The 18,068-nt window shown below is 43.3% G+C and carries 15 protein-coding genes; 4 read left to right on the top strand and 11 right to left on the bottom strand.

Annotated features, from left to right (window positions below; all coding sequences use genetic code 11):
- The 11 genes from HGJ91_RS12960 to HGJ91_RS12910 all read right to left on the bottom strand — a co-directional run.
- Positions 1-724, bottom strand: a 724-nt coding sequence (locus HGJ91_RS12960; RefSeq protein WP_291348234.1) for a molybdopterin-dependent oxidoreductase, incomplete at its 3' end; no start/stop codon positions are given.
- Between the two features lie 26 nt (positions 725-750).
- Positions 751-1,554, bottom strand: a complete 804-nt coding sequence (locus tag HGJ91_RS12955) for a 4Fe-4S binding protein (RefSeq protein ID WP_291348233.1) — start codon at positions 1,552-1,554, stop codon at positions 751-753.
- A gap of 14 nt (positions 1,555-1,568) precedes the next feature.
- Positions 1,569-2,006 (bottom strand): hydrogenase iron-sulfur subunit, encoded by a 438-nt coding sequence (locus tag HGJ91_RS12950; protein ID WP_291348232.1) that lies wholly within the window; start codon positions 2,004-2,006, stop codon positions 1,569-1,571.
- 41 nt (positions 2,007-2,047) lie between these two features.
- On the bottom strand, positions 2,048-5,077 hold the full coding sequence (locus tag HGJ91_RS12945) for a CoB--CoM heterodisulfide reductase iron-sulfur subunit A family protein (protein ID WP_291348235.1): 3,030 nt from the start codon (positions 5,075-5,077) through the stop codon (positions 2,048-2,050).
- 80 nt (positions 5,078-5,157) lie between these two features.
- A complete protein-coding gene (locus tag HGJ91_RS12940) occupies positions 5,158-6,309 on the bottom strand; it encodes a (Fe-S)-binding protein (protein ID WP_291348231.1) in 1,152 nt (383 codons plus the stop codon).
- 4 nt (positions 6,310-6,313) lie between these two features.
- Positions 6,314-6,865, bottom strand: a complete 552-nt coding sequence (locus tag HGJ91_RS12935) for a (4Fe-4S)-binding protein (protein WP_291348230.1) — start codon at positions 6,863-6,865, stop codon at positions 6,314-6,316.
- Between the two features lie 43 nt (positions 6,866-6,908).
- Positions 6,909-8,891 carry an aldehyde ferredoxin oxidoreductase N-terminal domain-containing protein gene (locus tag HGJ91_RS12930; RefSeq protein ID WP_291348229.1) on the bottom strand — a complete coding sequence of 661 codons (1,983 nt, stop codon included), beginning with the start codon at positions 8,889-8,891 and terminating at the stop codon, positions 6,909-6,911.
- A gap of 286 nt (positions 8,892-9,177) precedes the next feature.
- Complete coding sequence (gene oah / locus HGJ91_RS12925) at positions 9,178-10,314, bottom strand: 6-oxocyclohex-1-ene-1-carbonyl-CoA hydratase (protein ID WP_291348228.1); 1,137 nt, start codon at positions 10,312-10,314, stop codon at positions 9,178-9,180.
- A 27-nt stretch (positions 10,315-10,341) separates the two neighbouring features.
- Positions 10,342-11,091, bottom strand: a complete 750-nt coding sequence (locus tag HGJ91_RS12920; protein WP_291348226.1) for an SDR family NAD(P)-dependent oxidoreductase — start codon at positions 11,089-11,091, stop codon at positions 10,342-10,344.
- A 22-nt stretch (positions 11,092-11,113) separates the two neighbouring features.
- Positions 11,114-12,226: a 6-hydroxycyclohex-1-ene-1-carbonyl-CoA dehydrogenase gene (gene had, locus HGJ91_RS12915; RefSeq protein ID WP_291348225.1), complete on the bottom strand. Its 1,113-nt coding sequence runs from the start codon at positions 12,224-12,226 to the stop codon at positions 11,114-11,116.
- Between the two features lie 28 nt (positions 12,227-12,254).
- On the bottom strand, positions 12,255-12,434 hold the full coding sequence (locus HGJ91_RS12910; RefSeq protein ID WP_291348224.1) for a DUF2080 family transposase-associated protein: 180 nt from the start codon (positions 12,432-12,434) through the stop codon (positions 12,255-12,257).
- 372 nt (positions 12,435-12,806) lie between these two features.
- Between HGJ91_RS12910 and HGJ91_RS12905 the strand changes: the two genes are divergently transcribed.
- From HGJ91_RS12905 to HGJ91_RS12890, 4 genes are all read left to right on the top strand, one after another.
- Positions 12,807-13,802, top strand: a complete 996-nt coding sequence (locus HGJ91_RS12905) for a TRAP transporter substrate-binding protein (RefSeq protein ID WP_291348223.1) — start codon at positions 12,807-12,809, stop codon at positions 13,800-13,802.
- Between the two features lie 83 nt (positions 13,803-13,885).
- The gene (locus tag HGJ91_RS12900; RefSeq protein WP_291348222.1) at positions 13,886-14,380 is read left to right on the top strand and encodes a TRAP transporter small permease; all 495 of its coding nucleotides are present in this window, start codon (positions 13,886-13,888) and stop codon (positions 14,378-14,380) included.
- The gene (locus tag HGJ91_RS12895; RefSeq protein ID WP_291348221.1) at positions 14,377-15,693 is read left to right on the top strand and encodes a TRAP transporter large permease; all 1,317 of its coding nucleotides are present in this window, start codon (positions 14,377-14,379) and stop codon (positions 15,691-15,693) included. Before HGJ91_RS12900 ends, HGJ91_RS12895 begins: the two co-directional genes overlap by 4 nt.
- 81 nt (positions 15,694-15,774) lie before the next feature.
- Positions 15,775-18,066 (top strand): PAS domain-containing sensor histidine kinase, encoded by a 2,292-nt coding sequence (locus HGJ91_RS12890; RefSeq protein ID WP_291348220.1) that lies wholly within the window; start codon positions 15,775-15,777, stop codon positions 18,064-18,066.
- Positions 18,067-18,068 lie beyond the last annotated feature (2 nt).

Genomic DNA, 18,068 nt, shown 5'->3' with positions numbered 1-18,068 from the left:
CAATAAAGTCCTTGTCTTCAAGTTCTTGATCAAGAATCACTTTCATTATCCCATTGAGCAGGGCTACATCCGTTCCAGGCTTATGACGGACATAGAGATCGGCAAGATCGGCAATCTGATTCTTCCTGGGATCTGCCACAAGCACTTTTGCCCCTTTTTCAATGGCTCTGAAAATCCGTGTGGCCACCAAAGGATGGGAAGTTGCTGTGTTGGACCCGATAATAAAAATTGCATCTGACTCTTCAAGTTCAGATATTGCGTTTGTCATTGAACCACTGCCAAAAGATGCGGCAAGACCTGCCACAGTGGAGGAATGTCACAGCCTTGCGCAATGGTCAATATTATTTGTCCCGATGGCTGCTCTTGCAAATTTCTGCATGAGATAATTTTCTTCATTGGTCACTTTGGCAGAGGTAAAAATCCCCACTGAATCCGGACCACTGGCTTGTTTTATCTCTTTGAGTTTTGATGCGGCAAAATCAAGGGCTTCATCCCAGGAAACCTCTGTGAGTTCCCCGTTTTTTCTCATCAACGGTTTTTTCAACCTTTTTTCGGATTGAACAAACTGATGGCCGTTCCATCCTTTGATACAGAGCCTGCCTTCATTTACCGGAAAGGTCTTGCAGGGGATTGTGCCCGTCAGCCTGCCGTCAAGGGACTCAAGAAAAAGGTTGCATCCACATCCGCAATAGGTGCAGGTTGTAAGCGTATTCCTGTATTCCATTCTCTTTCCTCTTTATTAAAACCTTTTTACTTTTCAGGCTCAGGACCCATTAAGCTCAAAGGTGATTTTTCATTTTTATTGATCCCGGATGTATATCCGAATTCAGTATTCATAATCCCAGCTATTTTTTTGTATAAAAGCCGTAAGGGAATATCCGAAGGACAGGCTTCATCACACAGCCCGCAGTCAATACATCGGTCTGCCATATGCATGGCCCGTGTCAGGTGGAATACCGGGATATCAACCGGGAGACTGCCTTTTGATACCAGATCCTCGCATTCAAGGCTGCATTCCCTGCAAAAACACATGGGACAGATATCCCTGCATCCGTAGCACTTGACACATTTTAAAAACTGACCCTTCCAGAAGGAAAATCGTTCTGAACGATCCATATCTTCAACATCCTGTACATGCTTTTGCAAAACGCCTTCTAATTTTTCTCCAGCTATTATTTCATCAGGATAGGGTTTTTTGCATTCACACTGAAGGGCAAGGGATTGAGGGCAACAAATTCCGATGGGAACAACCTTATCCGGTTCAAGCTGTTTCAGCCGGTAAAGGGCATAAAGCCCTCTTTCATCACAGCCCCGGACCAGGATTCCGAACACATCATCCGGGTATTGTCTTGCAATGGTGATCAGAACTTTGTTCAAAGGATATCTTGCATCCCCGGATGTTTGCAGGTCACCAAGGCTAAGCCCTTGAAGGTCATCCCCCTTCTGGAACAGACAAGGGGTCACATGACCACTGACATGGGCAAGGGCCACAACGCCTTTTACAGACCCTTCAGAAAAAAGCTCATTGATTTTTTGTTTCACTTGATCAATCATAAACACACCTTATTCTAAGCAAGCACCTTGGCTTGTTCGTTTTTCAATGGTGAGGGCCCCAGTTTTTTCAAGACACCAACAAAATCGTTGATCTCTTCAATATACTCCGGTGCTTCGACAGAGGATACCCACCTTGCCCGAAGTCTCTGTTTTTCTATGCCGCAGAAATCAAGCATCTGGGACAGAATGGTCACCCGTTTCTCAGCAGAATAATTACCATACAGGTAATTGCATTCGCCCTTGTGTCAACCACCCACAAAAACACCGTCCACTCCCTGTTGAAACGCCTTCAGCACATGATGGGGAGACACGCTCCCGGAACACGTGACCCGGATAACCCGCATATTTGGCGGATACTGCATACGACTAACCCCAGCCAGGTCAGCAGCGGCATACGCTCACCAATTGCAAAGAAATGAGATGATATAGGGTTCAAAATTAGTGTCGCTCATTGGCTTCTTTCCTTATATAAATGTTCTTCATTAATCCTAAATCACGCCGCCCCTACCTGGGCCAATATCTGCTCAGGTTTATATCCCAGAAGATTTGCACTATGACACGGACAGGCAGAAGCACAGGTCCCGCATCCCTTGCACAAAATCTGATTCACCACGCAGACCCGTTTTTCACTATTGTACGATATCGCCTCGTAAGGACATAGGGGCATACACGTCTGGCAGCCTACGCATGTTTTATAATTGATTCTGGCGACGGTCCCTGAAGTGGTCACCGTATCTTTCGCCAGAAGAGTCAATGCCCTTCCGGCAGCACCATAAGCCTGGTTGATGGTTTCCGGAATATGCTTGGGATAATGGGCTGTTCCGCAAAGAAATACACCGTCCGTTGCAAATTCAACGGGCTTAAGCTTGACATGGGCTTCCTTGAAATACTGGTCCTCACTTAGCGCTGCTTTGAACATACCGGCCATTTCAGCAGTAGAGTCTGCCGGGATAACGGCCGCAGCAAGAGAAAGGACATCAGCATCCAATTCCAGCCTCTGGCCCAAAATCGGATCGGGCACGGTAACCCTTATCACATCTTTGCCGCCTTCTTTGGCTTCTTCAACCTGGGGAGCGTCTTCCGGGGTATACCGTATAAATTGAACCCCCTGCTCCATGGCTTCCCTGTACGAATCCTCTCTGAATCCATAGGTTCTAACATCGCGGAACAAGACATATATTCTCATTTCCGGATTGAGTTTTTTCAGATGAAGGGCATTTTTGACCGCATGACTACAGCATACCCTTGAACAATAATTTCTTTCCTCATTCCGGCTGCCCACACACTGAATCATAACCAGGGTTTCGGCATTGAGGACGGTTTCATTGCTTTTGGCAATCTCTTCTCCCAGCTCCATATGGGTGAACACGTTTTTATTCTGCCCGTACAGGTATTCGGTGGGTTTATATTCCTCAGCACCAATGGCCAGAACCGATGCCCCGTGTTTAATCTCTTTTATCCGCCCTTCGGTTTCAATAGTTGTAGTGAAGTTTCCGAGATAACCGTCAACTTCCTTGATAACCGCCTCATGGGACACATGGATCAGGGGATTTAGATAGACCTCACGAATCAAATTGTCAAGATAGGTCTGAACATCCAGACCTTCCAGGGTGGTGTGAAGTCTTCTGGCCATGCCGCCCAGGTCTTTATTCTTTTCCACAAGGTGTACTTCATGGCCCTGTTTGGCAATGGAGAGAGCGGTAGTCATACCGCCAATTCCGCCGCCAACCACCAGAGCCGCCTTGTTTACCGGCAGATCAAATTCCTGTAAGGATTCCAGTCGGGCCGCCCTTGCAACTGACATCCTGACGATATCATGTGCCTTTTGGGTGGCCTCATCCTTTTGCTTGGCATGAACCCAGGAACAATGTTCCCGGATATTGGCCATATCAAGGTAATATTGATTCAACCCGGCCTCTCTTAAGGTGTCATGGAACAAGGGTTCAAGGGTTCTGGGGGAACAGGCGGCAATCACCACACGATTGAACCCTTTTTCCAATGCCAGTTCTGTTATTTCCTGGGCAGAATTGGTCGCACATGAAAAGATCTGCTCCGTAGCATACACAACATTGGGTAAGGTTAAAGCATACTCAACTGTGGAAGGAACATTGACGACACTTGAAATATTTGCCCCGCAATGACAGACAAAAACGCCTATCTTTGGTTCTTCGTTGGAGACATTCCTTTCTTCCGGGTATATTCTTTCTTTGGCCAGCTTCCCCCGTCTGTAGTTAAGGAGTTCACCCGTCTGTGCGCCGGCCCCGCTGGCGGTAAAGACGGATTCAGGAATATCAGTCGGGCCCTGGAAAGCACCACTGACAAAGATCCCGGGCCTGTTGGTTTTGATGGGATTGGAAGAATCTGATTTGGCAAATCCGTGTGAATTAAGATCGATTCCAAATTTTTCTGATATTTCCTTATACGCCTTTGGCGGATTCAATCCAACAGAGAGAACCACCATATCGAATTCCTCCGATTTGACGCCATCGTCTGCCGTCGCATATCTGACAACAACATTTTGGCTTTCAGGGATCTCTTTTTCGATGGATGCGTAGCTTCTAATGAATTCAACACCGGGCAATTGTTCCGCTCTTTGAAAAAAGCGTTCAAAATCCTTACCAAAAGAACGAATATCATTATGAAATATGGTGCACTCGGCATCTTCATAATGGTGTTTTGTCAAAATCACCTGTTTCTGGGTATAGGTACAGCAAACGCCTGAACAATAGCTGTTATCCCCTTCGGTCACCCTTCTTGAACCAACGCATTGAATCCAGGCTATTTTTTTGGGATGTTCCTTGTCAGACGTCCTTTTTACCTCACCTTCATACGGACCGGTGGAGGATAAGAGCCGTTCATAGTCCATACTGGTGACCACGTTCTGATATTTGGTATACCCGTATTCTTCCCTGGCAGAAGGATCAAACGGAGTAATACCGGAAGACAGAATAATCGCGCCGACATTGATATCTGTTTTCTTAGGCACTTGTCTGAAATCTATGGCACCTGTCTGACATACACTTGAACAAATATCACATTTGTCCTCTTTTAGTCTAAGGCAGCTGTCATCAATATATGAAACAAGGGGAATAGCCTGGGAGAAGTATACATGAACTGCTTTGTTCATGGATATCTCCTGGTTAAATGGATCAGGATAGTGAACCGGGCAGTATTCTACACAGGTGGTACATCCCGTGCATAATTCCTCAATAATATATCGGGGCCTTGTTTTCAATGTGACCTGAAAGTCACCTTTTTCCCCTTCTAAACGCTCTACTTCAGTAAATGTCAAAACCTCTATGTTTGGATGCCGGCCGACCTCGACCAGTTTAGGAGAGAGAATTCACATCGAGCAGTCGTTGGTGGGAAAGGTCTTGTCAAGCTGGGCCATATGGCCGCCAATGCTTGGTCCTTTCTCTACCAGGTAAACCTTGAAACCGGCAGTGGCAAGATCAAGAGAGGCCTGAATACCGCTGACTCCTCCGCCAACAACCATTACGTCTCCAAAATTTTTATCTCCCATATTTTTAGAAACAAGACTTTCAGAAAATTCCTGTACTTTTTCTATCGGCAATACGTCGTTTCCCACTTTCTATCTCCTCATCATATCATTTCACTGATAATTTCCGTAATGTCTTTGACCTCCAGAACATCTTCATACTCAAGATTCAGGCGACTTTCTTCAAAGTTAGTAATACAATATGGACAGGCTGTTGCCAGGACTTGGGCACCGGTCTCTTTGGCCTGTTTCAACCTTAAATCTGAAAACCTTTCTTCCTGGGGCGTATCCATCCATATCCTGCCACCGCCGCCACCGCAGCACAGACTGTTTTTGCGGGAAGCCTCCATTTCAACCAATTTAAGCCCTGCCACCTTTTTTAAAAGATCTCGGGGTTCATCATATACATTATTATGACGGCCCAGGTAACAAGGATCATGGTAGGTTATTTTTTTCGGGAATTCTCCTGTCAGTTCAAGCCGTCCCTCATTTATCAGCTCAAGCAGGTATTGGGACATATGAACAACCTCAAAGTTTACCATAAATTCGGGATATTCGTTTTTAAACGTGTGAAAGCAATGGGGAGAAGAAACAATGACCTTTTTTACGCCATTATCGATAAAGGTTTTGATGTTTTCTTTAGCCAGATTTTTGAATACTTCTTCACTGCCTGTTTTTCGGATGCTTTCACCGCAGCAGTTTTCCTGGGAACCCAAGATCCCAAAATCCACTCCTGCTTTGTTCAGAATATTGGCTGTGGCTGTGGCGACCCTTTTCATTCTCGGGTCATAGGAAAGATAGCAGCCAACAAAATATAAGACTTCCATTCCTTCAGTATATGTTTTTACAGACAAATCTTTTGCCCAGTCAGAGCGCTTTTTTCGATCCCCCTGCAGGGGATTACCTTCAGAAATCAGGCTGGCTCTTGCCGTACGGACAGGCTTGACAGATGCCGGAAAAATTTCATATTCCGTGGCCACTCTTCTGAGAGCCACGCTGATATCTATCTGCTTGACACCTCTAGGACACTGATCAGGGCAGGTCCCGCAGGTGGTGCAACGCCATAAGTCTTCACCTTCTATCTCGGTTAAACCAAAGGCCGCCTCCCGGATCAGCTTGCGCATACTAAAGGGTCGAACCTTGTTCCACGGGCAAACCGAATCGCAGAGTCCGCACTGGAAACATAATTTAAAGATATCTCCGCCGGCCTCTTTTATCTCATCTATTACTTCTATGAAGGGGGCTATAGTTTCCATTGATTCAGTCCTTCTCAGACATTCGGGATAGAGCATCCATTATCGTCTGTAATCCATATTTGTCTGCCAATGATTCCAAGCCGATCTCCATGTCCTCCTGCTCTTCGGAATCTTCCGGGATGGTTTCCTCTTCCCTTTCTTCATAAATCAGGGCCTCAGCATGGCACCACTTAACACACAAGGGCTCATCTTCGCCCTCACACATATCACATTTTAGAGGCAAGCCGGAATCAGGTTCTTTGAACTCGTCCCTGGATGGACAGGAAGCCCTGCAAAATGCACACTCATCGTATTCTTTTCCGTCAATCGTGTACTTGTCTCTGCCGGCACATTCAGCTACAGTATACTCACCCGCATATACAGGAATATATATATCTCTTAAAGGATCACGAATAATCCGAATACGAGACCTTGCCGGATTATTGCTGCTATATTTGGGTGTAGCGTGAAAGGCGGAGCAGATGACTTCACATGCCCGGCAGCCATTGCATTTATCAACATCAATTCTTATTGTCTTAATTATTTTCTTTTCTTTATCAATTTTATCAACAGTCAAGATTCATGCCCTCCACTCTATTTTTTTCTTTTTCAGCCATTGCCTATTTAGAAGAAGCATCTTCGCCGTCCGTCAAGATTCCTCTTTTTATAAAATCTTCGGCCACGTAATCCAAACCTAAGTCATGTAAGGACTCTTTAGTCGGAATACCATCATTGTTCCACCCTTTATATTGGTAATACGTATCTAAGAGTTCCTTTTCAAGCTCAGGAAATCTTCTCTTCCAATGATCAGTAGGTGGTACTTCATCTTTTCTTCTCATACCTCTTCTTATATTGTTGGCTCTAACTAAGTTTCGATAACGCTTGGCAGCTTTAGTCAGTTTGTCCTGATCCATTTCTATGCCTGCACCTGCGGTGATAAATTTTGGGAAATTGTGCATATGATAGGGAGGTTTAAGGTGAAATGAAGAAAGACCGGCACACATGCCGAGAGCGTCATCAATGTAGTGCATTTTTTCCTGCCAGTCAACAATCTCACAAGTCATTTCAATAGTTGGATAAAAAGGAGTTACATTTTCTTCTCCCCTCATTTCCCAATCCAGAAAATATTGCTTGAATTTTTCATCCGGAACCTGGAACCAGTCCTTTACAAACTTTTCTCTATGCTCTCTTTTTGGGAAAGGCGCCTGGGGAAATTGTCCTTCAATCTGTGTAATATTCATTTTCTCGCCCGTACAATACATCAGATAATAAATCGGATTCATCATAAACAATTTAAGAGGTAACTGCTCAACCTTCTTAATATTATTATGGGCGTATTCCTCAGCACCGTTACCTATCTCTTCGGCTGCCCAATGGGTACCATTTGCCAGAACATCCCCTATTCCTTCCCGCCGGACAATTTTGTCAAGCAGATAGTAAAATCTTCCCTCGGTGTCTTCCGGCATATCCGGGAAATCTTTATCCGTCAAAATCCCATCTTCTAAAAGCTCAAGAGCAAAGGCCATAACCTGGGGAGTTGAGTACCCATCCAAGCCATATTCCGTAGCTTTCTGAGCAATTCTTAAACCAAAATCCAGGTTTGAGAAGGCTCCCATTGTATAGGTAAGTTTTGTAAAGCATTTCATCATGTATGTGGGTAGTCCGGGCAAAGAAAGTGTTGCCCCGCATTTCATGGGGCAATTATAACAAGAGATCAGGCGTGTACGGGCGCTTTCCAGCGTCTCTTCCCACTCCTTTGCAACCTCCTCTGTCCAAAAACCTTTTCTACGGGTACGAGAATTTCCCCATGAAAAATTTTCAGTGTGCCATTTTTCATCATGGACAGCCATCTCCTGGGGTGACCCTAATCTGGACAAAATGGCCATAACCCCTGGAATTGGGTTCTCTTCTCTAAATTTTATATATTCCAGAACTTCATTGCAAAGTTCTATATATTTTTCAGGATCAGCAACATTAATATCTTTTGTTCCGCGGACTACAATAGCTTTTACCCCTTTATCTCCCATAACAGCACCGATACCGCCCCGGCTGGCACTGGACCTGCCCTGCTCAACAGAAGCATAAAATACTCTGTTTTCACCCGCCATACCGATAGCAGCCACCTGGGCTTTGGGCTCATTCAACTCCTTGCGAAGAAGTTCCGCAGTTTCAAGAGCACCTTTACCCCTCAAATGAGAAGCAGATCGTATTTCTACTGTGTCATTATTTATATACAAATAAACCAGATCAGATGACTTACCGCGAAGGATCACTTTGTCATAACCGGCATATTTCAATTCCGGTGCCCAAAATCCCCCCATCATTGAAAATGCCATTAACTTGGTCTGGGGAGAAATGGTAGTGACAATGGTACGATTACAACCAGTAGCAGGAGTACCACACAAAAGACCGGCACCAAAAATTAAAAGATTCTCGGGATCAAAGGCTTCAACTTCAGGTCCAACCCTGTCCCATAATATCTTGGCATTAGTCCCTAGACCCCCCAGATAAAGCTCGGTATCTCTTGGGTCGGTTGCGACCTTCTCAATGTTTCCTCGGGTTAAATCAATTTCCAAATTAAATCCCGTCTCTGCATACCTCATTTTTTATTCCCCTTCTATATTACCTGAACCAGTGATATAAATTATTGTTTCAACAATATATACCATCCGTTCAAAGCCTGTTAAGCCTTTAATACCGGATACAAAATCACTCTTGGTGATACAAAAATTACCTGCGCCGTCCAATACAATGTGATTATATATAAGCTACATAATAACTATGTGTCAAGAAGAAAAATGGGGGTTTTAAAAACCCCCATAGAAGATATAAATACTCACGCCAGCTTATGTATCAATTATTATTGATACTATGTTTTTTATCTCAACGTTATTCCTGGGGTTTGCCCATTACACTGGCGAACATTTCATCATCCCACAGCTTGGAATCGGCAACGTTCTGGCGAAATTTTATAAAATCGATTGTATCCTGACCCGTAATTTTCTTGGTATTGAATGCACCAAATCCAAGGAATGCTTCCCCGGACATATTGGCGGCAAGCCAATGTCTGTGATCATTTTTCATGGTATCCCAGAAAAATTTCTTTTTCTGACGGATACCGTCAATGGATTTAATCAGGCATCCCGGGAACAGGTTGGCAAACTTCCAGATCACATTGTTGACTTCTTTATCAAGAAGTTCAAAATCAGCATTGGCCTGATGTTGTTTGAGAATGGCCCGGCCGTCTTTAAAGTCCTGTCCGGATTTATATTCGCCGTAAACGATCTCACCGTCTTCAAGATATTTGTCAGTGATAATGGTGGGATTTCTCACCCATTCACCGTCTATTTTAAGAACAGGAACAACCTTGGAAAGCATCCCTTTTTGTTTCATTTTATATGAAGACCACATCTCGCAGGATACGCAGTTCCACATGGCATCTTCAGCAGTCAGGAACCAGGGGAGGAAATCCGAAGATCCGCCGGCAGGTGCTGAACCGTGTCTTGGGCCTGCCTGGCCGAAAATGGCAAGGTCGGAAGATATGGCAATATCACATGCCAGACCGATTTCCTGGCCGCCGGCAACTCTCATGCCGTTCACCCGGCAGACAACTGGTTTTTTGCAGGCCAGAATGGAATCAACCATGTGGTTGAACAGCTCCATGTACTGACCATATTCATCACATCTTTTTGAATAAAATTCTGAATATTCTTTTGTATTTCCACCCGTGCAGAATGCATAGGGGCCTGTGCCGGTAAAAACTACGGCAACAACACTTCTGTCAAGAGAAGCATTTTCAAAACCTGCAATTACACCCTTTACCATATCTGTGGTATAAGAATTAAACTGTCTTGGGTTATTTAAGGTAATCCATGCAACAAACAATTTTTCTGTAATATTTCCTTTTGGATCTGTTAATGGTTTTTTCTCATACATAGCGCATGGTGCTTCCGTTCCCCAATGGGGATTTCTGTGCAAGGAATGATCCTTAACTTCGTTTTCTCTTGGCATCCACTCTAGAGCCATATTTACCTCCTCATATAATATATTTATTTATCCAATGTATCCGCCGTCAACACCCAGCACCTGTCCTGTGATATAACTTGCATCATCAGAAGCAAGGAATACAAATGCAGGGGCAATCTCTTCAGGTTCTGCAAATCTGCCCAGCTGAATTCTGCCTTCATAGATTTTTTTGAGTTTCTCATCCGTCTGAAGTTTTCCGGTCATTTCTGTTTTGGTAATCCCCGGGCAAATTACATTTACATTGATTCCATATCTGCCAAGTTCACGGGAGGCTGATTTTGTAAATCCTATGATACCGGCTTTTGCAGACGCATAGTTAATCTGACCGACGGTTCCGAAAATACCCGCTGTGGAGATAACATTAATAATTTTGCCGGATTTTTGTTCTTTCATATGGCGGCCTGCCGCCTGTGTTGTATTAAAGGCTGCTTTTAAATGGATATCAATGATGGCATCCCAGTCTTCTTCCTTCATTTTAAGCAGCATGGAGGGTTTGGAAACCCCGGCATTATTGACAACAATATCAACTCCGCCCAGCTGTTTCACGCATTCTTCAACCATATTCTGTGCACTTTCATAACTGGCAACATCCGCCGCCACAGCAACAGCTTTACGGCCCAATTTTTCAATTTCCCCCACAGTCTCTTTAGCAGCAGCATCATTGGAATGGTAGTTTACCAGAATGTCTGCACCTTCCTTTGCATACATCAGGGCAATGGCTCTTCCGATTCCGCGGCTTCCACCGGTAACGATGGCTTTTCGTCCTTCTAATTTCATCTTTATCATCCTTTAAAAATTATTAAAAATCAGGGATAAGTACAATTCTCTGATCTGGTGATTTTTTATGGGCTTCATCATAACTTTGGGCAATGGTGCTCATGGGTCTTGTCTGGACAAATTCTTCAAAATTAATTTTTCCGCTGGTGATCATGCTCAGTACGGATGGATAGTATTCAGGCAGGCATCCCCAGGTTCCAATGAGTTCTGCATCAAATGCCATAAGTCTTGAAATGGAATATTCGACCTTGTGCGGGCCATAACCCACGACTATCATTTTGCCTGTAAAGCTTAAAAGGGCAAGTCCCAGTTCCTGGCCGGGCTTTGAACCTGAGACTTCAAATATCTTCCATCCGGTGGAAACAAGTCCATTTTCTTTTCTAAAGGCTTTAACTTCCCCTGAAACTTCTCTGGTGGTTTTACCCATGGAATTGACAGCAAAATCAGCTCCGTTTTTCAGCATAGTATCAAGGCGTTCCTGGTCGATATCAATAGCAACGACAGTTGCCGCACCCAGGGCTTTAAGTATCTGAACCATGTATTGTCCTACACCGCCAACCCCGATAACAATGGTATTATCTCCCACCTGGATATCCGCACGCTTTGCCGCCTGAAAAGGAGTTGTTGCTGCATCTGCCACAACAGCCAGTTTTTCAAGAGGAATATTTCCACGATCTTTAACTTCGCAAAGATCAATGGCAGGAACAGGAATATGGCTTGAGTTTCCTCCATAAATCCCCATGCTGTTGCCCGGCATCTTCTGGGCAAGACATCGGTTTCCCCTGCCTGTCTTGCAAAGGTAGCACTGGCGACATGGCATAACAGCAGGAATGATCACTTCTTTCCCGTTCCAGGAACCTGCATCATCTGCGGCAGCCACAACAGTTCCGGAAATTTCATGTCCCAATGTTAAAGGAGGTTTGTTTACTGTGGGAACGCCATAATAATAATATCCAAGGTCTGTATGGCAGACACCGCAGCCTGCCACTTCAACCAGAACCTCTCCCGGTTTCAGTTCCGGTACATCGATCTGTGTCTTTTCAAGTTTACCAGGGGTGACTTCACCTGTTTCCCTGTCTTTTCTAAATGGGGTCACCATTTGCCAGGTCTGAATTTTGTCCGGTATATTCGCCATCTCATACTCCTTATTATATTAAATTATATTAACATTTCACCACTTTGACTTTTGTGCCGATCCATTCAGGCGGCAAATAAACCCTTCCACTATTACCGCTTGAATTAACAGTTTTTTCGATAATTTCTTCGCCATAGATTTCAAATTTCACCTTGGTGCGAAAGTAATTTTCTTCAAATCTGTCACTTTTTTCATCGTCAATCGCCATGATGTTAAACCCCTGTTTGCAAAGTAACCATACAACAATAGTATATTTTAGCTATTACTTAGATGCTTTATAGATACATTACAGCTACACGTCAAGAATTTATTTTTATAATTTATTTTTATAATTGGTTGACATGTCAACAATATGAGCTTCTTTTTTATTTTCCGAAACAAACTTTTTTCTTGACATGGTTTCTTTATTTTAAATATAGTTACTTAACATAGCTGATTTATAGTTACATTGTAATACTATTAATAATTCAATGAAAGGAGGTGAAATCTCCCGGGCAAAATACATGGCGGTATTATTCAAATTATAGAATCCCAAGTTAGTTTTTGGCTCCAGTATGAACTTTTTTAGGAGGTCAACAAAATGAAGAGAATTACGATTTTATCTTTTTTAATTTTTTGTTTTAGTACAATTTTTGCTTTCAATGCAACAGCTAAAACTGAATTCACCTATGCTAATTTTTTCCCCCCCACACACATTCAAAGCATACTTGCAGACAGCTGGTGTAAAGAAGTAGAAAAAAGAACCAATGGCGAAGTCATTATTAAATATTTTCCTGCAGGAACCCTTACAAAAGCCCCGCAAACTTATGATGGTGTTGTTAAGGGTATCGCAGACATCGGCATGACGGTTCTTGCATATTCAAGGGGCCGTTTTACTGTAGCATCTGCCATTGACCTGCCCTTGGGCTATAAAAGCGGTGTCCAGGCAACAGCCGTTGCCAATGCTGTTTTAAACAAATTTCAGCCCAAAGAATTTAACGATACAAAGGTTATGTTTCTCCATGCTCATGGACCAGGGCTTATCCATACCCGCGACAAAGCCGTTTCTTCCCTGGCAGAACTGAAGGGCCTTAAACTCAGAGGGACCGGAACCAGTGGCCTTGTTCAGGCTGCTCTCGGTGCATCTCCGGTTGGCAAATCCATGAGAGAATGCTACCAAATGCTTCAAAAAGGTGTAGTTGACGGTTCTTCCCATCCTGTTGAAGCTAACAAAGGCTGGAAATTAGGTGAAGTTGTTCATTATCTGACTGAAAATTACTCCACTGCCTACACGACTACTTTTGCTGTCTTCATGAACAAAGGCAAATGGAACAAGCTATCTCCTGCTACACAAAAGGCGATTCAAGATATAAACGCTGAATGGTCTATAAAACACGGCGAAGCCTGGGATGAAGCAGACAAATTAGGTCTTGCGTTCTTTATATCTAAAGGTGGAAAAGTAGTTGGTCTTTCCGATGCAGAATCCAAAAAATGGGAAGCTGCTGTTGCACCGGTAATCGATGGATATATCAAAAAAGCAAATGAAAAAGGTGTTGATGGAAAAGCAGTTGTGGATTTCATCAAAGCGAATATGTAATATTAATTCACAATAAATGACCGGCCTTTTTGTATCAAAGCCGGTCATTTATTAAAGTGGCTAATTTTTTTGCAGGATATTTTATGAGTATTATCTTCAAGGCGCTGGACAAATTTTCCGGATTTTTAAAAATCATTGGTGCAGTAGCCCTGACCGGCATGATGCTGTTAACTGTTGTTGATGTGATCGGTCGTTTTTTCAAGCATCCCATATTTGGTTCTGTTGAGCTTGTCGGTTTTCTGGCCACTCTCGTGGTTGCTGCGGCCTTGCCATACACCTATAAGGTTGAGGGGCATGTGGGTGTAGAAATACTGGTACGCCTGCTGTCTAAAAAAACTCAACTGATCATTGACCTTTTTACCCGCACCTTAACCCTTTTTCTGTTCTGCCTTGTGAGCTGGCAGATGTTTCTTTATGCTAAGGATATACATGAGACAGGTGAAGTCTCCATGAACCTGGAATTTCCCATTTACTACATTATATACCTGCTCGCTTTCGGTTTATTGATCTTCGTTATTACCATAATAGAGGCTATTTTTAAAAATATTAAGCAATTGAGAGAATTAAAAACAAAATGAGTCCAACAATTATTGGCATCATCGGTATTACCATCATGATCCTCATGTTTCTGACAAGAATGCCCGTTGCCTTTGTTATGGCCATCGTCGGCTTTGTGGGATTCAGCACCATGATTACACACAATGCCGGTCTAGCTCTTTTGTCCAGAAATGTGTATGACGTCTTTGGATCATACGATTTAACAACCATTCCTTTATTCATCCTCATGGGACAGCTCGGGTTTAACTCGGGAATCAGCAAACGTCTTTATGATGTCGGCTACAAATTCATGGGAAGTACCAGGGGCGGTCTTGCCATGGCTACTGTTTCTGCCTGTACAGCCTTTGGTGCGGTCTGCGGTTCCAGTCCTGCAACAGCAGCAACCATGGCAACGGTGGGTCTTCCTGAAATGAAACGATATAATTATGATGATGAGCTGGCAACAGGATCTGTTGCATCAGGCGGTGGGATTGGCATGATCATGCCGCCCAGTGTTGTCCTGATCATTTACGGTATCCTGACAGAGCAGTCCATTGGTCAATTATTTGTTGCCGGAATTTTTCCGGCCATTCTTGTCACCATTCTTTTCATTATTGCCATTTACATCAAATGCCGTATTAATCCTGAACAAGGTCCTCCCGGAAAAAAATTTACCTGGACGGAAAAATTCAAGGCGCTGCTGGGCCTTGGTGAAACCCTGGCTGTATTTACCCTTGTTATCGGCGGCATTTTCATCGGTCTTTTTACACCGACAGAGGCGGCTGCAATCGGTGCTTTCGGTATACTTGTCATTGCAATAATAAGAAAACAGATCTCCTGGGCAGGTTTTGTCAAATCCATGATGGAAACTTTAAGAACCTCATGCATGGTTATGATGCTCATCGCCGGTGCAGTTATTTTTGGAAAATTCTTAGCCGTCACAAGAATTCCCTTTGAAATTGCCGGCTGGGTCAGTGAGCTTCAACTGGCGCCGTTCCTGGTCATGGCGGTAGTCATTATGATCTATTTCATCGGCGGATGTTTCATGGATGCCCTGGCTTTTGTAACCTTAACCGTTCCTATTTTCTTTCCCGTTGTCATGGAACTTGGATATGATCCCATCTGGTTTGGCATCATCATCGTTATGGTAACAGAAATGGGGGTTATCACGCCTCCCGTCGGCATCAACGTCTATGTGGTTTACGGAGTTGCAAAGAACGTACTGGGACAGGAAATTCCTCTGGAAAAAATATTCAAGGGAATCTTCCCCTTCCTGATCGCTGTTATTGTCGGAGTGATCATCCTGATCATCTTTCCAAAAATTATACTGTTTTTACCCCAACTCATGTATTGATCTTGACTATCCCATGGACAGGTAGTAACCAAACTATATAGAAACACACTTGGCAGGCTTAAAATACCATGGGGGTGTTACTTGAAAAGCAATTTTTTTTCGCTGGATCATCTATTTTCCAGCATCCGCTCAAAGTTCATTGCCATCTTTGTCATTTTAGGCGTGATGCCGCTGATTGTTGTGGGGTACTTTGCTTATAAAAGTACATCAAACGCACTTTTATTACAGACCAGCGAACAATTGGGAAATCTGGCAGACAAGACTGCCCAGCAGATTGATACATTTTTCGATGTGGTTGAAAAAGATATCGATCTGTTATCAAATTTTCCCTTTATCCAGCTTTCTTTTCTCCAGTTTGAATTTGGCCAAAAACTGGACACTGCCAAAAGGCTGGTTGAAGAATATGAAAAAAAAAATCGATATTATAAGCGAATTTACCTGATCGATCTTCAAGGCAGGTCCATATTGACCATCCCGCGGGACAGCGATAAAAAATCCAGCTTGTTTAATACCCCTGACTGGTTCAAAACCGCGCTTGAAAAAGACATATTTTTATCAGACATCATCATGGATGAATCCTTTACCAATTCCTTTTTGATCCTTTCAAAAAAGGTATATGATTTTGAGGATAGAACAAAACCTGTAGGAATCCTTGTCTTTGAAATCAGGCTGTCCTCCTTTACCCTGTTTGTTTCAAGTTTAAAGATCGGCACCCAGGGGTATTCTTTTCTGCTCAATGACAAAGGGTATCTCATATACCACCCGGACCAGAGTCTGAATTTAAAAAACACCTTTCTTGAAGACGGGGATGCAAAGCTTGCAGACATTATAAAAAAAATGGAGTCGGGAGAACGCGGGTTTGGGGAATACCTGTTTAAAAAAAACAAAAAATATATAGTGTTCTCCCCGTGCAGAATAAAAAACTGGAGCGTGGGAATTACATTGCAGCGGTCAGAGGTCATGGCTGATATTATTAAACTTCGGCAGAGCATGATGACATTCTCCGCCTTGATCATTGCCCTGATCATTTTTGTTTCACTCCTGTTTGTCAAAAGCCTTACTCAGCCCATCAGCCAGTTGATCACCGGGGCCAGGGCTATTGGAGCAGGGGATCTGGATCAGGCAATTCGAGTGGAGTCATCGGATGAACTCCAGGGCCTGGCAAGAGAATTCAACAAGATGGCTGCAAGGTTAAAAACAAGCATGCAGAAAATTGTTGAACTCCAAACCTTTAGTGATGATATCTTCAGAAGCGTATCCAGCGGTATTATTACCGTGAACCGAGAGGGAAAGTTAACCTCGATTAACAAAAGTGCAAAAAAAATCTTTTCCTTATCAAAGGAATTAATTGATAATAAGGCTCCAGGGAACACCCCTGCAAGAATAAAAAAATCCCTGGCTTTGTTAATGCTGACTCTTGGGAAAAAAGAAAAAATAGAACATCAGGTCATAGATTATTTAAATCAACAAGGCGAGCCTGTTTTCATTGAAATCAACACCTCTTTGCTCAATGACAGTGGGGGCAACATCATCGGGGCCATTGCCGATATCAGGGATATTACCCTTAGAAAACGAATGGAAGAATTAATGGTAAGGGTTGATAAACTGGCCTCTTTAGGAGAATTGTCTGCCGGAATTGCCCATGAGATCAGAAATCCCCTTGCAGGGATGAAAACAAGTATCCAGGTATTGGCAAAAAAACTGACCAGCCCTTCACAACAGGTTCTTATTGAAGGCGTTTTAAGTGAAATAAACCGGCTCAACGCAATTGTTACGGATCTTTTAAAATTCTCAGGCCCTTCCCCCACCTTTCCCGGGCCTGTGGATCTAAAAATTGTACTTAAAAGAACCCTTGACCTATTGATGGAAAAAATAAAAAAACTGAATATCAAAATTATTCAAAAATATGATCATAATGTCCCAAGTGCCTTTCTTGACAAGGAACAGATTCAACAGGTATTTTTAAACCTGATGCTGAATGCTGTTAAGGCCATGCCAAAGGGTGGCACCCTTACTATTTCCATGAAAATGGTAAGGGACCAGGACAGAATTAAGGAAAAAATCACCCAGTCCTTTGATCCGGGTTTTTCAATGGAAAATCAATTTATGGCTGTCTCTTTCAAGGATACCGGTTCTGGAATAAAAGAGGGAAACCTCTCCCGGGTATTTAATCCCTTCTTTACAACCGATCCCAATGGTACGGGCTTAGGGCTTTCCATTGTCCATAAACTTTTGGAAAAAAACAACGCTTTTATTTACATTGACAGCAAAGAAGGCAAGGGGTGTCACGTCACCCTTATTATCCCCATAGCTGATAATTCCCAAAATATTCTGTCTGAAACGATTTGGGAAAGACAAGAGAAAAGGAAGTAAAA

The organism is Desulfobacula sp., from assembly GCF_014237455.1.
Lineage (GTDB): Bacteria > Desulfobacterota > Desulfobacteria > Desulfobacterales > Desulfobacteraceae > Desulfobacula.
The sequence above is the reverse complement of the archived record's forward strand: the minus strand, read 5'-3'. Positions and strand labels throughout refer to the sequence as shown.

Excerpts from the sequence above, each read along its gene's own strand:
- HGJ91_RS12910 (WP_291348224.1), bottom strand. The coding sequence starts at position 12,434 with ATGGCGATTGACGATGAAAAAAGTGACAGATTTGAAGAAAATTACTTT.
- oah (WP_291348228.1), bottom strand. The coding sequence starts at position 10,314 with ATGGCTCTAGAGTGGATGCCAAGAGAAAACGAAGTTAAGGATCATTCC.
- HGJ91_RS12955 (WP_291348233.1), bottom strand. The coding sequence starts at position 1,554 with ATGATTGATCAAGTGAAACAAAAAATCAATGAGCTTTTTTCTGAAGGG.
- HGJ91_RS12895 (WP_291348221.1), top strand. The coding sequence starts at position 14,377 with ATGAGTCCAACAATTATTGGCATCATCGGTATTACCATCATGATCCTC.
- HGJ91_RS12900 (WP_291348222.1), top strand. The coding sequence starts at position 13,886 with ATGAGTATTATCTTCAAGGCGCTGGACAAATTTTCCGGATTTTTAAAA.
- HGJ91_RS12905 (WP_291348223.1), top strand. The coding sequence starts at position 12,807 with ATGAAGAGAATTACGATTTTATCTTTTTTAATTTTTTGTTTTAGTACA.
- had (WP_291348225.1), bottom strand. The coding sequence starts at position 12,226 with ATGGCGAATATACCGGACAAAATTCAGACCTGGCAAATGGTGACCCCA.
- HGJ91_RS12930 (WP_291348229.1), bottom strand. The coding sequence starts at position 8,891 with ATGAGGTATGCAGAGACGGGATTTAATTTGGAAATTGATTTAACCCGA.
- HGJ91_RS12920 (WP_291348226.1), bottom strand. The coding sequence starts at position 11,091 with ATGAAATTAGAAGGACGAAAAGCCATCGTTACCGGTGGAAGCCGCGGA.
- HGJ91_RS12940 (WP_291348231.1), bottom strand. The coding sequence starts at position 6,309 with ATGGAAACTATAGCCCCCTTCATAGAAGTAATAGATGAGATAAAAGAG.